15 protein-coding genes are annotated in these 14,298 nt (G+C 33.9%); 4 read left to right on the forward strand and 11 right to left on the reverse strand.

The features are described 5' to 3' along the window. Position 1 precedes the first annotated feature (1 nt). The gene (locus HZR23_RS04280) at positions 2-388 is read right to left on the reverse strand and encodes a hypothetical protein (protein WP_132849773.1); all 387 of its coding nucleotides are present in this window, start codon (positions 386-388) and stop codon (positions 2-4) included. 50 nt (positions 389-438) lie between these two features. Further along, entirely contained in the window at positions 439-996 is a 558-nt protein-coding gene (gene pth / locus HZR23_RS04285; protein ID WP_132849772.1) for an aminoacyl-tRNA hydrolase, read from the reverse strand. A 295-nt stretch (positions 997-1,291) separates the two neighbouring features. On the opposite strand from pth, the gene HZR23_RS16885 reads away from it, so the two are divergent. The 3 genes from HZR23_RS16885 (at position 1,292) to HZR23_RS16895 (ending at position 2,448) form a co-directional block, all read left to right on the forward strand. After that, positions 1,292-1,435, forward strand: coding sequence for a hypothetical protein (locus HZR23_RS16885; protein ID WP_249536746.1), 144 nt, complete (start codon positions 1,292-1,294; stop codon positions 1,433-1,435). A gap of 17 nt (positions 1,436-1,452) precedes the next feature. Next, on the forward strand, positions 1,453-1,818 hold the full coding sequence (locus HZR23_RS16890; RefSeq protein ID WP_249536747.1) for an IS110 family transposase: 366 nt from the start codon (positions 1,453-1,455) through the stop codon (positions 1,816-1,818). 117 nt (positions 1,819-1,935) lie between these two features. Further along, positions 1,936-2,448 carry a transposase gene (locus HZR23_RS16895; RefSeq protein WP_249536748.1) on the forward strand — a complete coding sequence of 171 codons (513 nt, stop codon included), beginning with the start codon at positions 1,936-1,938 and terminating at the stop codon, positions 2,446-2,448. Between the two features lie 142 nt (positions 2,449-2,590). Here the strand turns inward: HZR23_RS16895 and HZR23_RS04295 are convergent, their stop codons facing one another. The 4 genes from HZR23_RS04295 to purR all read right to left on the reverse strand — a co-directional run bounded on the left by HZR23_RS04295 (position 2,591) and on the right by purR (position 6,296). Then, entirely contained in the window at positions 2,591-3,538 is a 948-nt protein-coding gene (locus HZR23_RS04295; protein ID WP_132848738.1) for a ribose-phosphate diphosphokinase, read from the reverse strand. A gap of 3 nt (positions 3,539-3,541) precedes the next feature. Next, entirely contained in the window at positions 3,542-4,912 is a 1,371-nt protein-coding gene (gene glmU / locus HZR23_RS04300) for a bifunctional UDP-N-acetylglucosamine diphosphorylase/glucosamine-1-phosphate N-acetyltransferase GlmU (protein WP_132848739.1), read from the reverse strand. Between the two features lie 125 nt (positions 4,913-5,037). Further along, positions 5,038-5,322, reverse strand: a complete 285-nt coding sequence (gene spoVG / locus HZR23_RS04305) for a septation regulator SpoVG (RefSeq protein WP_132848740.1) — start codon at positions 5,320-5,322, stop codon at positions 5,038-5,040. A gap of 155 nt (positions 5,323-5,477) precedes the next feature. Continuing rightward, complete coding sequence (gene purR, locus HZR23_RS04310; protein WP_132848741.1) at positions 5,478-6,296, reverse strand: pur operon repressor; 819 nt, start codon at positions 6,294-6,296, stop codon at positions 5,478-5,480. Positions 6,297-6,597: 301 nt separating this feature from the next. Between purR and murC the strand changes: the two genes are divergently transcribed. Beyond that, positions 6,598-7,992 (forward strand): UDP-N-acetylmuramate--L-alanine ligase, encoded by a 1,395-nt coding sequence (gene murC, locus HZR23_RS04315; RefSeq protein WP_132848742.1) that lies wholly within the window; start codon positions 6,598-6,600, stop codon positions 7,990-7,992. A gap of 19 nt (positions 7,993-8,011) precedes the next feature. Here the strand turns inward: murC and HZR23_RS04320 are convergent, their stop codons facing one another. The 5 genes from HZR23_RS04320 to HZR23_RS04340 all read right to left on the reverse strand — a co-directional run bounded on the left by HZR23_RS04320 (position 8,012) and on the right by HZR23_RS04340 (position 14,156). After that, on the reverse strand, positions 8,012-8,974 hold the full coding sequence (locus tag HZR23_RS04320; RefSeq protein ID WP_132848743.1) for an LCP family protein: 963 nt from the start codon (positions 8,972-8,974) through the stop codon (positions 8,012-8,014). Positions 8,975-9,081: 107 nt separating this feature from the next. Next, positions 9,082-10,551, reverse strand: a complete 1,470-nt coding sequence (locus HZR23_RS04325; protein WP_132848744.1) for an aminotransferase class I/II-fold pyridoxal phosphate-dependent enzyme — start codon at positions 10,549-10,551, stop codon at positions 9,082-9,084. Positions 10,552-10,695: 144 nt separating this feature from the next. Next, entirely contained in the window at positions 10,696-11,817 is a 1,122-nt protein-coding gene (locus HZR23_RS04330) for a M20/M25/M40 family metallo-hydrolase (RefSeq protein ID WP_132848745.1), read from the reverse strand. Positions 11,818-11,951: 134 nt separating this feature from the next. Continuing rightward, on the reverse strand, positions 11,952-13,496 hold the full coding sequence (locus tag HZR23_RS04335) for an AbgT family transporter (RefSeq protein WP_132848746.1): 1,545 nt from the start codon (positions 13,494-13,496) through the stop codon (positions 11,952-11,954). 306 nt (positions 13,497-13,802) lie between these two features. Further along, on the reverse strand, positions 13,803-14,156 hold the full coding sequence (locus HZR23_RS04340; RefSeq protein ID WP_132848747.1) for a hypothetical protein: 354 nt from the start codon (positions 14,154-14,156) through the stop codon (positions 13,803-13,805). Between the last annotated feature and the right edge of the window lie 142 nt (positions 14,157-14,298).

Genomic DNA, 14,298 nt, shown 5'->3' on the forward strand with positions numbered 1-14,298 from the left:
ACTATAGTTTCTCCATTATAAACCAATTCCAAGCACTATGAAAAATCCATGCAACTAAAAGGCTTAAAATTAGTGTATTAGTTCTTTCAAAAACTACATAAGTAACCCCTCCAAAAAAACTATGGCTAATAAGGCTAGCTAGTGCTGCCCATTTGCCAATTTTTTTAGATGAGAATATTAAATCATATACACCTTCAATTATTCCAAATATAAAATGTACTCCAATAATAGAGCTTTTAAACATAACTGCAAAGGTGGTTTTTGACATTTCTTCAATAAAGGGTATAAGGGCAATTAATGCCCTCTCTCCTAACCCTTTTAACATTATTTTATTTAATATATAAGAAAACAACCCGGATAATATTCCTGCAAAAATAATATTTGTCATTTAGTTTTGCTCCTAGCATCAAGTAAGTTTTATTACTTACATTTTGCATATTATCCGTTATATTTATTCATTGCTCTGTCTATTCCTTCTGTAACAATTGATTCTATTGCCTCGGCTGACTTCTCAATAGCCTCTTTAATTGCCACTTCTTCAGAAGTTGAAAATCTACTCAATACAAAATCCGCAAGATTTTGTTTTTCTGGACGTCCAATCCCTATACGAACCCTAGGAAATTCATCTTTTTGAAGATTATAGATTATTGATTTCATTCCATTATGAGTCCCTGCACTGCCCTGTTTTCTTATTCGAAGTTTTCCAACCTCTAAATCAATATCATCGTATACTACTACTACTTTCTCTATTGGAACCTTATAGTAGTTTACAATATCCATCACACTTTCTCCACTTAAGTTCATATAGGTTTGAGGCTTACCAAGTAGAACCTTTTCTGAGCCTATTCTACCTTCCCCATATAAGGCCTTATGCTTTAATTTATTTACTGAAATATTAAACTTATGCCCAAGTAAATCTATAGTATGAAATCCAACATTATGTCTAGTTCCTTCATATTTATTTCCTGGATTTCCAAGTCCAACAATGACAAACATTTATTCACCTTGTATAATGAAAACATAGGGGAAGTCATTATACATTTTCCTTTCTAGATTATTTTCTATATAATCTTTATAGGCGCTGTGGATTAGTTTGTTCACCTACGGCAGCTGTCCCTATACAGCCGACTGTTTCTTTTGAGGCTATAACCACAGCTCTATGTTCATTTGTTAATTAGTTAGATAACGCTTTGACGTTTTATATATAGCAAGGATACATTTAACATAGGGTTTGTGGAAACATAGCGTACTATATTTAAGGAGTTGATTACTATGTTATTTGTGGGCATTGATGTTGCCAAAGCTAAACACGATTCTTTGTATCTTAGACTCTGATGGTGTTATTCATACTAATTCTTTACGTATTTCTAATTCTAAGGAAGGTTTTGATACCCTATATTCTTCTATCCTTTCTGCTCTTGGCCAAGAGTATTAACAACGTAAAAATAGGACTTGAATCAACAGGTCATTACAAAGACAAATATCACAAATTATCTGTATTCCAAAGGCTTTCAGGTCACCATCCTAAATCCATTGGCTACTAATCTTTTCCGTAAGGCTCAAACCCTTAGGAAAACTAAAACAGATAAGACCGACGCTAAGGTCATTGCAACTATGCTCTTTACTGATGAATCTAAATCCTATTCACCAGTATCATATCAGATTCAGGAGCTAAAGTCACTAACAAGACACCGTCATAGAATGGTTAGTTACCGTTCTAGACTTAAACTTTCAGTTAGTCGCTTAATAGATATCATTTTTCCTGAATTGCCAAGCTTATTTTGGTCTATACACCAAAGTTCGGCTATGCATTATTAATTGAATTACCAACCCCCGATAGTATTTACAACTGCAATCTGACAAAGTTGACAAACCTAATAAGAATGACCTCTAAAGGTAAATATAGCAAAGAGAAAGCAATTGCTTTAAAAGAGCTTGCTATCAAATCTATTGGGTCAAGCAATCGCTCTGACCTTCGAATTACAACAAACTATTCGCCTCATACAATCTGTACAAACAGAAATAGATGCATTAGATAATCAAATTAAATTAGTCGTACAAGAACTCAATACCCCACTCATTACTATTCCTGGCATTGGATATACTCTATTTTGCCATTATATTAGTGAAATTGGTCATATTGATCGTTTCTCCAACCCAGCTAAACTTCTTGCATTTGCAGGTATGGATCCTTCTACTTACCAATCTGGGACTTACAATGCATCTAAAACTCCAATGGTTAAGAGAGGCTCTACATACCTTAGGTGGGCTATTATGCAAGCATCTAGACTTGTTGCTATGCGCGATAAAGTCTTTAGTGATTATATGGTCAAAAAGCGTTCTGAAGGCAAACACTTCAATGTTGCCAGATGCCATGTCGGTAAAAAGTTAATTAGGGTAATTTACTACCTCCTAAAAAACAATACTGCATTTGTTCCACAAGTCTAATTTAATCTATTTTTTTCAGAGCAACTGAGTTGCTCTGTTTGTCATGCATTTTTTTGTAATAGATGTCTTTAAAATTATTTTCTTCATGACTTCTTTAAATACGAAATTTTTCTTGACTTCATATAGTTAGTCTCATTAATCCTTACTCAAAAATTTCACTAACAGATGCATTTTTATATATTCTTCTTATAGCCTCAGCAAATAAATTATCCACTGACATTATTTTTATTTTATCTATTTTCTTCTCCGGTGGAAGTTGAATTGTATCTGTTGTAATTAATTCCTTTATAGCAGAGTTTTGAATTCTTTCGATTGCTGGTCCAGAAAGTACCGGGTGAGTACAGCATGCGTAAACATCCTTAGCTCCAAATTTCTTTAAGGCATCAGCAGCTTGAGTTATAGTACCTGCTGTATCAATCATATCGTCAATTAGAATAACATTTTTATCTTTAACATCACCAATGATATTCATTACCTCAGAAACATTGGCTTTTGGTCTTCTTTTATCAATTATTGCGATAGGTGCATCTAAATGATTAGCAAAGTTTCTTGCTCTCGTTACACTGCCAAGATCCGGAGAAACTACTACAATATCTTCTAAATTTTTATTTTGGAAATATTTAGCTAATATTGGCACCCCTAATAAATGGTCTACTGGTATGTTGAAATAACCTTGTATTTGAGCAGCGTGTAAATCCATTACTAATATTCTATCTGCTCCAGCAGTAGTTAATAAATCTGCAACTAATTTCGCGGTAATTGGATCTCTTGCCTTTGCTTTTCTGTCTTGTCTAGCGTATCCATAATATGGTAAAACCGCTGTTATTCTTCCAGCAGAAGCCCTTTTAAATGCATCTATAATAATTAAAAGTTCCATTAAGTGCTCATTTACTGGGGTATGTGTCGGTTGAATAATAAATACATCTGTACCCCTAACTGTTTCGTTAATATTTACAAATACTTCACCATCACTAAATCTTCCTATCAAAGAATCACCTAGTGGAATTCCTAAAGCTTTAGCTATATTTTCAGCTAAAGGAATGTTTGCATTACCAGAAAAAACTTTAATTTCACTACCACTTGTATTCATTTGTTATTGCCTCCCTCTATTTTTTCGCTCAACCCATCCTTCGATTGTAGTCTGCTTACTTCTTTCTACGGCTAAACTACCCTGAGGAACATTCTTAGTTATTGTAGATCCACTGGCTACATAGGCTGATTCTTCTATTGTTACTGGAGCAACTAAATTAGCGTTGCTTCCTACAAATGCATTATCTTTTACAACTGTCTTATGCTTGTTTTTACCATCATAGTTTACAAATACAACTCCACAGCCGATATTTACATTTTTCCCTACCTCTCCATCTCCTATATATGCTAGGTGAGAAGCCTTTGAATCATCATCAATTGTGGAATTTTTTACTTCTACAAAGTCTCCAATCTTAACTCTCTTTCCTATTTTACTATTAGGTCTTAAATAAGCGTATGGTCCAATAGTAGTGTCCTCATCAACAGTACTATCTAAAATTGTAGAGCTTTGTATTTCTACCCCATTACCAATTTGTGAGTTGTGTATTTTAGTATTATAACCTATTACACAGTCTTCACCAATAACAGTTTCTCCACTTAAAAATACATTCGGATATACTATCGTATCCTGGCCTATTTTAACTCCCTTATCAATATAGGTGTTTTTAGGATCAATAAGTGTTACTCCATTAGTCATATGTTTCTCATTAATTCTTTTTCGCATAATAGCCTCAACTTCAGCTAACTGAACTCTAGAGTTAACTGCCATTATATCTTCAAAATCATCAATTTTATATACTCCGACCTTTTCACCAGCTTCTTTAATAATTGCTAATGTGTCTGGCAGGTAATATTCTCTTTGAGCATTATCATTTTTAAGTAGCGGTAAAGCCTTCTTTAAAGCACTGGCATCAAAACAGTAAGTACCTGAATTAACTTCTGCAACAAGCTTTTGCTCACTATTTGCATCCTTTTCCTCAACTATTTTAGCTAATTCGTTACTTTCTGTTCTTATAATTCTGCCGTAACCGTAGGGGTTATGTAAGCTAGTGGACATAACAGTAGCTTTTGCGTTGCTAGTTTCATGGAAATGAATTAACTCTTTAATTGTATCCTCTGATACTAATGGCCCATCTCCACATAAAATTAAAACAGTGCCCTCATTATTTATTTCATCATATGCCATCTTTAATGCATGCCCTGTACCAAGTTGTTCTTTCTGTAAAACTGTTTTAATTTTGGGGTCTAAAGTTTTTCTAACCTCATCTGCCCCATGTCCTACTATAACTATACATTCATCTACATTTGATGCAAAGGCAGAATCAATTACATGGTTTAACATCGTATCTCCGCAAACCTTATGTAAAACCTTCGGTAATTTAGATTTCATTCTCGTTCCGGCCCCAGCAGCTAGTATTATAGCTTGCATTTTCATTAACTTCACCGCCTATTAAATTCTTCTATCTTTTTTGCCATTATTAGTTTATACTATTTTTCAAAAATAATAAACCCTTTTAAACATAAAAAAGAAGCCTAGTAAAAAGGCTTCCGCTAAACGACCTATGCATTTACGACTTCGCTTTCTGGTTGACTGTTCATTCTTTCATAGGCATCAAAAATAGCTTCTTGAATTTTGTTACGAGTTTCTGATTTAATTGGGTGAGCTATATCTCTAAAGTCTCCCTCTCCCATCTTTCTGCTTGGCATTGCTATAAACAAACCACTTTGCCCTTCAATTATCTTGATGTCATGAACTACAAATTCATCATCAAAAGTTACTGATACAATAGCTTTCATCTTGCCATCAACAGTCACCTTTCTGATTCTAACGTCAGTTACGTGCATACGTCTTTCACCACCTTCCTCTGTCCGTCCATATGGTTTTTTTTGATGCTAAATAAATTGTAAAATTTTCCTTATATCTATCTATTCTGCATAAATCTTCAATTTCCTTCTTGAAATCTATAAATTTTCAGAATTATTTTAGTATTTTACGTTTTTTATGTTATATTTGGATTTGGATAAATATTAATCTTATTATCCTCAGTCATGCCCTCTTCAAAGATCAACAAAGGAACATAATTATCAACCATTTTGTTTTCTGGAGTTTTTGTGGCTACTAATACTCCCACCCCTTCAACCTCTGTGTCGAACTCATGCATCATATCAATAATCCCCTTTACAGTTCCGCCGCCCCTCATATAATCATCTATAATGATTACTCTCGAACCTGGTTTTATTGCTCTCCTAGAAAGTGACATTCTTTGTATCACACCTGTTGTTGCAGATATATAGCTTATACTCACCATAGAACCTTCCATAACCTCACTATTAATCCTAACTATAACAAGAGGTAAATTCATTGCTTTAGCTGTCATTAAGGCCAAAGGAATCCCACGGGTTTCTACAGTAACAATATAATCTACCTTACTATAATCAAATTGACTAGCAAATATTTCTCCGACTTTTTGCATAATTGATGGGAAGAATATAACATCCATCATATATAAAAACCCACCAGGTAAAATTCTATTTTTTTCTATAAGCTTTTCACAAACTTCATTTAATACTTCTCTATTTTGATCAGGTGTAGAAAAGGGAACATATTTTACTCCTCCCGCTGCACCTGCTACTGTTTCTACCTTTCCTAAACCTAGCTTAGCCATAGCCTGTCTAACCATAACTATGTCTTCACTCATTGTAGATTTAGCCGCATTGAATCTATCTGTAAAATAATTTAACGTAAAAAGTTTATTTGGATAATCAGATAAAATTTTAACCATAGCGGCTATTCTTTCGTTTCTTTTAAATTTGCTCATTACTCCGTCCTCCAAGTCTAGATGTGATATACGGTCCATCCATATATTAACATAATCTCATATATAACCTTATTTTATTCTCTTTTCATAATAAATACAAGAAAAAATACGAATAAACCCTGACTTTTCCAATTAAATTTTTGTGAAGTCATGAATATTAATTGTTTATACCTTTATATGAAAAAATATTTAATAGAAAACTATAACTTGTGTGCTATAATATTGTTGTCGTATTCATATAAATGTAAAGTATGGAAACAATAAAATATATTAGGATTTAAATATTAGGGGAGTGACTTTGTTGAATAACTTTGACATTAATGATTATAAAATAAAGCATATTCATTTAATCGGTATAGGTGGTATTAGTATGAGTGCTATTGCTGAGGTTTTATTAAACCAAGGCTATGCTATTTCTGGTTCAGACCTTTCGGATTCTAAACTATTAAACCGATTACGTGAAAAAGGGGCAGAAATATCTATAGGCCATTCTGCACAAAATATAAAAAACCCTGACCTAATAGTATATAGCGCTGCTATTAAGGAAAATAACCCTGAAAGAATTGAAGGCAAAAAATTAGGGATTACTGAAATCGATAGAGCAGAAATGCTGGGACAAATAATGAAAAAATACAATAAATCTATTGCGGTTTCAGGCAGTCATGGTAAGACAACAACTACCTCCTTAGTCTCCCTTTTAATGGAATACTCTTCATTAGATCCTACTATTTTGGTTGGCGGTGAGTTAGATGAAATTGGTGGTAATATAAAGATTGGCCAAAGCCAACACTTTATCACAGAGGCTTGTGAATATGTTGAAAGCTTCCTTAAATTTAATCCTTTTATCGCTATTATTCTAAATATTGATGAAGACCATTTAGACTATTTCAGGGACTTAGAGCACATAAAGTCATCCTTTAGAAAGTTTGCAGTAAGTATACCCAAAGAGGGCTTTCTAATTGCAAATTGGGATGATCAAAATGTTAGAGATATAAGTTCGGATTTAGCATGTAACATATTAACCTATTCTATTAATAAAGAAGGGGACTTTAAGGCTAAGGATATAGAATTTACTAAAGAAGGATTGCCTATTTTTTATATTGAGCATTTAAGTCAAACCTACGGACCATTTAAATTGAGTATTCCTGGAAAGCATAATGTATACAACGCTTTAGCAGCCATAACTACCCTAAGCGCTCTAGGTGTTGAAATTGATAGATTAAAAGAATATATTCCAAAATATAAAGGTATCCACCGAAGATTTGATCTTCTTGGAGAAGTAAAAGGTGCTAAAATTGTTGATGATTATGCACACCACCCAGCAGAAATTAAGGCAACCTTAGAAGCCGCAAGAAATTACCCACATAATAAACTGTGGTGTATATTCCAGCCCCATACATACACTAGAACAAAAACCTTGCTAGAAGATTTTGCTCAATCCTTTACTTTGGCAGACTACGTTATTATTACGGATATTTATGCAGCTAGAGAGCAGGATACTGGTGAAATTACAAGCCTAGACTTAGTAAATAAAATAAACGACTCCGCTAAAGTCTCATATATTTCGGGCTTTGATAATATTGCTCAATTTGTATATGAAAAATTAGAGACTGGAGACTTAGTACTAACAATGGGGGCAGGGGACATATATAAGGTTGGCCAAATGTTATTAGATAATAAAGCAAAGACAGAGTAAACTCTGTCTTTTTTGTATGTTATTCAGTTTCTGTTTCACCAGAATATATTTTTATTAAAAGGTCTTTAGTTTCAGTTGCATCGTGGAAAAAGTATGATGCTCCTCCTTGATATGAAGCCCCTCCTGGTAAGGTATGCATTTTAATATTACTAGTATCTATTCCAACTACACTAGAAGCCAATCTAGTAACCTCTTGTAATTCTACATCTGTTCTAACAAATCGAACTGCATTTGTTGCTAAAGAAGGTAAATTACCTAAAGTTAAGGCCTTTTTAATTGCTGCTTGAACAAATTCCTGTTGAGCCTTTATTCTACCCACATCACCCATTCTATCCATAGCACCACTTCCTGCATTTGGCTGGCGATATCTTAAAAATTTCACTGCATCATTACCCTTTAAAACATGATTACCCTTTTCAAAATGTATATGAAGCGGTGGCTTATCCCATGGGTCATCATATTTCATTAATTGAGGTATATATACTGGCACTCCTCCAATAGAATCAACAATTGATGCCACTCCCTTATAATCTAAGGTTACGTAGTAATCAACTGGAATTCCAAAGAACAAGTCACTAATTACTGCTTTAACTCCAGTAGCCCCGTGATCCCCATATGCAGAATTTATTTTCTTCTTAGCAGCCCCATTGAAACCAGCTCTAGGATAATAGGTATCCCTTGGTACCGATATCATATCTGCACTCTTAGACTTTGGATCAAAGGAGACAAATATTATTGTATCGCTTCTTGTTTCATCAAGACCTAACACAACCATATTAATTCTATTGTTTTTCCTTACTAACTTTTTAAGCTCTGGCTCATCAATATCTTCAAAGTTACTATCGTCCACATCCCTTATAACTGGAACATGCGCATTTGGATGATTATCCTTCATAAATGTATTAAATGCCCAAATAATACTTGAAAAAAGTAAAACAAAGCATATAAAAGATATACCAAACACCCGTAAAAATGTTTTCATCTTATCCCCACTTTTCTTTAGTCAGCCCTTATATTGTATGATTATATCAAATTAATGTCTAAAAATCTATTATTATGTCATAAGTTATATGGTATTGGTTAGTTTTACTAGTACTTACTACCAAACCCTAAAACTCTTACATACTCAATATATGGGTCTTCCGTTCCTTGTAATAAACTCTCTTCTTCCTTTAATAGAAGAATATAGTCTATTATTTCTTGAGTTATTTTTTCCCCTGGTGCAACTAAAGGTATTCCTGGGGGATAGGCCATTATAGACTCTCCACTTACTTCACCCACTGCCTCCTCTAGTTTTACAGTTTTCTTATTACTGTAATAAGCATCCCTTGGGGAAACAATAACATCTGGGTTTTTAAGAACACTGTTTTTTAATTTTACTTCCTCAGGTCTTCTATGATTTTCCGCAATATGCTTTAAGGCCTGTACTAACGCATTTATTGGTTCTTCCGTATCCCCAACACTTATTATAGCCATTATATTATAGTAGTCTGCCATTTCTACCTGTATATTATATTGATCAACTAATAGATCGTACACTTCAAACCCAGTCAATCCAATTTTAGCAACATTTACTGATAGCTTTGTTTCATCAAAGTCATAAATTCCTGGTGAACCAATTAATTCTTCACCGAAGGCATAGAGACCTGGAATTTGATTAATAGCTTTTCTTGCATCCCTAGCTAGCTTTAAAACATCATTTAATAATTGGAAACCCCTAGTTGCCAGTTGTTTTCTTGCAACGTCAACACTAGACATAAGTAAATATGAGGCACTTGTCGTTTGTGTTAAGTTTAGAGATTTTTTAACTGTAAACGGGTCAATAATACCCTGTCTTAAAAGCAGTAGTGAGCTTTGTGTTAAAGAGCCACCGGTTTTATGAGTACTAACAGCACTCATATCCGCTCCAGCTTCCATAGCACTTAAGGGGAAGTCCCTATGAAAAGCCATATGGGCCCCATGGGCTTCATCTACTAGAACTGCCATTCCATTTCTATGTGCAATTGAAACTACTTCTTTTAAATTGGTTGTCATTCCATAGTAAGTTGGGTTTATAACAAAAACTGCCTTTGCATCAGGATGTCTACCTATTGTTTTTTCTAAGCTTTCAATTGAAATTCCCATGGCAATTCCTAAGTCCTCATTAATTTCTGGTTGAATATATATTGGAATTGCACCACTTAAAATAATTCCCGATACAGCTGACTTATGTGCATTTCTCGGTAAAATTATCTTCTCCCCAGGCTTACAGGCACTCATTATCATGGCTTGCACTCCTGCGGTTGTTCCATTAACTAAAAAGAAAGCATTATCTGAACCGAAGGCATAGGCCGCTAATTCTTCAGCTTGCCTAATAACCCCAATTGGATTACAAATATTGTCTAAACATTTCATAGCGTTAACATCGACTTCCATTACATTTGGACCTACAAAATCCGTAAATTCCTTTAGACCTACTCCGTGTTTATGTCCTGGTACATCAAATGCAACTACATTCCTTTTATGATATTCCTTTAATGCAGTAAAAATTGGAGTTTCATTTTGGTTAATTCCTGCCATTTCCTTCACCACCTAAATAATTCTAAAAATAATCAATAGATATATTTAAAACTATTTTTCTATAAAAATCAATAGTTTATTTATGTTTTTTGAAAAAAACAATCTTAAACATAATGTCTAAGATTGCTTTACTACATTTTAATTTTAATTTGTAAATTCTTTTATTATTTCAACTACCATTTTTGCATCATTCACTAAGTCTTCTATAGTTATATGTTCTTCAAAGGTATGCGGATTTCTAGCACCAATACCTAGGTTAACTGCCTTAATTCCATATCCATTTAAAATATTAGTATCGCTTCCACCACCAGTAGATGTGGTATGGCCTTCTATACCAATATTTTTAAACACTTGCTTAAGCTTAACTACAATATCTTCATTCTCTGAAATCTTAAATGAAGGGTATTCTCTAGAAGTAATAACTTCCGCAACGCCCCCAAAATCCGATGCTGCCTTTTCAAACATTTCAGCCATATGCTTCGTTTGTTTATCAAGCTTAGCTTCATTTATACTTCTTGCTTCTGCACTAATAGAAACCTCTGCAGTTACGATATTAGTAGCCTCTCCACCATTTATAACTCCAATATTTGCTGTTGTTTCCTCATCTATTCTTAAAAGCTTCATATTATCAATTGCCCTAGCAGCAATCATAATTGCACTAATGCCTTTTTCAGGGTATAGACCAGCATGAGCACTTTTACCTTTAATTTTTACATTTATTCTATCTTGAGCTGGCCCCTGTATTATAATTTCACCTGGAGAACCGCTACTATCTAAAACAAAGGCATATTTTGCTTCAACTTGGTCTAAGTCTAAATTTTTTGCACCATTAAGTCCGCCCTCTTCCCAAATACTAAATACAACCTCTACATCTGTATGCTCTATATTGTTATCCTTAAGTAGTTTTATACCTTCTAAAATCGCTGCTATTCCTGCTCTATCGTCTGCACCTAATATTGTTGTACCATCGCTATATATTGCCCCATCCTTAATTTGTGGTTTTATACCTTCTCCTGGTTTAACTGTATCCATATGGCAACTAAACATAATTTTTTCCCCTGGTTTAGTACCCTTTAGTTTGCCAATTATATTCCCAGTCTGGCCCCCCATTTTCTCTCCAGCCTTATCAATAGAAACTTTCAAACCTAATCCCTCTAACTTCTCCTTTAAGTGCTTTGCAATTTCTCCTTCCTCTCCTGAATGACCTGCTATCTGAACTAGCTCCATAAACTCTTTAACTACTCTATCCTCATTAACCTTAACCATTATCCATATACCTCCATATGTATTTTAGTTTATTATATCCAAACATTAAAAAACTGATTAACAAAATCATTATACACTTTTTTTACCATAAAAAAAACAGACACTCGTTTAAGTGCCTGTAGTATTATTTTTATCTAGAACCTCACAAATACCCCTGGTCCGATTGGTAACCCCACCATAAACCATAGTACAAATAGTAAAACCCAACCAATCATAAATAATAGTGAGTATGGTACCATCATAGATATTAAGGTTCCTATTCCTGTTTTCTTATCATATTTTTGGGCAAATGCAACTATTACCGCAAAGTATGCCATAAGTGGTGTAATAATATTTGTTGTTGAGTCACCAATTCTGTAAGCTAACTGAGTAAACTCTGGTGTATACCCTAAATCCATTAGCATTGGTACAAATATTGGTGCCATAATAGCCCATTTTGCAGATGCACTTCCGATAAACAGGTTAATAAATCCTGAAACTAAAATAAATCCGATTAACATTCCAATACCAGTTAAACCTGAGGCTCTTAGAACATCTGCCCCTCTAACTGCTAAAATTGTACCTAAGTTTGTCCAGCTAAAATAACTTACAAACTGAGCCATTACAAAGGCTAGTACTAAATATCCACCCATAGTGGACATAGCCTTACCCATATGATTAGCTACATCTTTATCACTTTTAACGGTTCCAGCAGCAATACCAAAGGCAATACCTGGTATCAGGAATGATAAAGCTATAATTGGAACTAATCCACTCATAAACGGTGTAGTACCAAGAATTTTTCCAGCATCATCTCTTAAAATACCATTAGCTGGTACAACAAGAAAAGCTATTACAGCAACAAACGCAACTAATGAAATTAAAGCCCAAATTAACCCCTTTGATTCTTTGTTACTTATTCGTTCAATTTCAACTGTCTCATCCCCGTTATATGCACCTAAACGAGGCTCAACGATTTTTTCAGTAACAAATGTTCCTATTATCATAATTACAAATGTTGAAGCAATCATAAAATACCAGTTTGCTGTAGGGTCAACTATATATCCTGGAGAATACATATTTGCCGCTGACATAGTAATTCCACCTAGTAATGGATCTAAAGTACCAATAATTAAGTTAGCACTAAAACCCCCTGATACTCCAGCGAAAGCTGCAGCTAGTCCAGCAAGTGGATGTCTTTTAAAGCTTAAAAATACTAATGCACCTAGGGGAACTAATACTACGTATCCTGCGTCTGATGCAACGTTTGACATAATTCCCGCAAATACAACTACTAAAGTAATAAATCTCTTTGGTGTAACTAGTACTAGTTTTCTAAGGGAAGCTTGGATTAAGCCAGTACCTTCCGCTACCCCTACACCTAGCATCGCAACAAGTACAGTTCCTAAAGGTGGGAATCCTGTAAAGTTAGATACTGCTTCAGAGAATATCCTTCTAATACCTGCCACTGTCAAAAGACTAACAGCCTCTATTCTAACGTTTTCCGGTACTCCGTTTGTAATTCTTTCAAATTCTTCTGCTACCCCTGCTCTTGCAGCTATATCAGAAATAATAACTACTATTAATGCCAGCATAACAAATAGAGTTACCGGATGTGGTAGTTTATTTCCTACAAATTCTACTGCGTCAAGAAATCTATTAAATATACCTCTTTTTTTAGTTATAGCTTTTGTGCTCATAGTTCTTCCTCCTTACTCTAATAAATGTTAAATGATCTCGATATATACAGTCGTAATGAAAAGTATATATACATTATGTAAACTTGTCAAATGTTTGAAAAATCTAAATTTTGCGTTTATTTTTATAATTTTAGAAAAAACACACTTGTATTTTGTTTATATTTCAAAGGATTCTAACTCACAGGCAACACTAGCAAAAGATCATCACTCAACTATTTTTTCCACAAAATGGTTTCCGTTCAAATTACTTTTTTGTAAATGACACAAAAAAAGACTAGACACTTGTCTAGTCAAGGATACATGAATTTAGAAAAAGTATCCGTAGCCCCTTCTTCTACGTCTTCCTAAAAGATTTTGAATTATTAGTATAGTTATTAAATCTCTAAAAATACCTCTAGCTGTAAATTGTTGGGCATAGGGCTGTGTTATCTCTCTTCTATAAACTGTTTCAACCATCTCTTCTACTAGTCTTGGATCTACTCTAGGATACATTCTTGGATTTCCCCAAATATCGTATTGATCACAGATTTCTGTAACTCTAGGCTGTACTCTTCTATATACATCTGGGTACATTTCTGCTAAACCGCTATTATCATAGTACATATCCATATAACTTTCTGGCATGCCGTAGTATGGATACATTGGATACATCGGATGCATATTTATCCCTCCTTTTCGGTACATACTATTCACTAATCAAATTTTATGTTACTAGTTGTTATGAAATAAGTAAATTTCTTTAATTTTCTGACATATAATTAAACAACAAACATTCATTTTTAATTTTGTTAATAAATTGCCT

The organism is Serpentinicella alkaliphila, from assembly GCF_018141405.1.
Lineage (GTDB): Bacteria > Bacillota > Clostridia > Peptostreptococcales > Natronincolaceae > Serpentinicella > Serpentinicella alkaliphila.

Coding starts and splice junctions, on each gene's coding strand:
- HZR23_RS04295 (WP_132848738.1), bottom strand. CDS start 3,538: ATGAATACAAGTGGTAGTGAAATTAAAGTTTTTTCTGGTAATGCAAAC.
- pth (WP_132849772.1), bottom strand. CDS start 996: ATGTTTGTCATTGTTGGACTTGGAAATCCAGGAAATAAATATGAAGGA.
- HZR23_RS04335 (WP_132848746.1), bottom strand. CDS start 13,496: ATGAGCACAAAAGCTATAACTAAAAAAAGAGGTATATTTAATAGATTT.
- HZR23_RS16885 (WP_249536746.1), top strand. CDS start 1,292: ATGTTGCCAAAGCTAAACACGATTCTTTGTATCTTAGACTCTGATGGT.
- purR (WP_132848741.1), bottom strand. CDS start 6,296: ATGAGCAAATTTAAAAGAAACGAAAGAATAGCCGCTATGGTTAAAATT.
- HZR23_RS04320 (WP_132848743.1), bottom strand. CDS start 8,974: ATGAAAACATTTTTACGGGTGTTTGGTATATCTTTTATATGCTTTGTT.
- HZR23_RS04280 (WP_132849773.1), bottom strand. CDS start 388: ATGACAAATATTATTTTTGCAGGAATATTATCCGGGTTGTTTTCTTAT.
- HZR23_RS04330 (WP_132848745.1), bottom strand. CDS start 11,817: ATGGTTAAGGTTAATGAGGATAGAGTAGTTAAAGAGTTTATGGAGCTA.
- HZR23_RS04325 (WP_132848744.1), bottom strand. CDS start 10,551: ATGGCAGGAATTAACCAAAATGAAACTCCAATTTTTACTGCATTAAAG.
- HZR23_RS04340 (WP_132848747.1), bottom strand. CDS start 14,156: ATGCATCCGATGTATCCAATGTATCCATACTACGGCATGCCAGAAAGT.
- spoVG (WP_132848740.1), bottom strand. CDS start 5,322: ATGCACGTAACTGACGTTAGAATCAGAAAGGTGACTGTTGATGGCAAG.
- glmU (WP_132848739.1), bottom strand. CDS start 4,912: ATGAAAATGCAAGCTATAATACTAGCTGCTGGGGCCGGAACGAGAATG.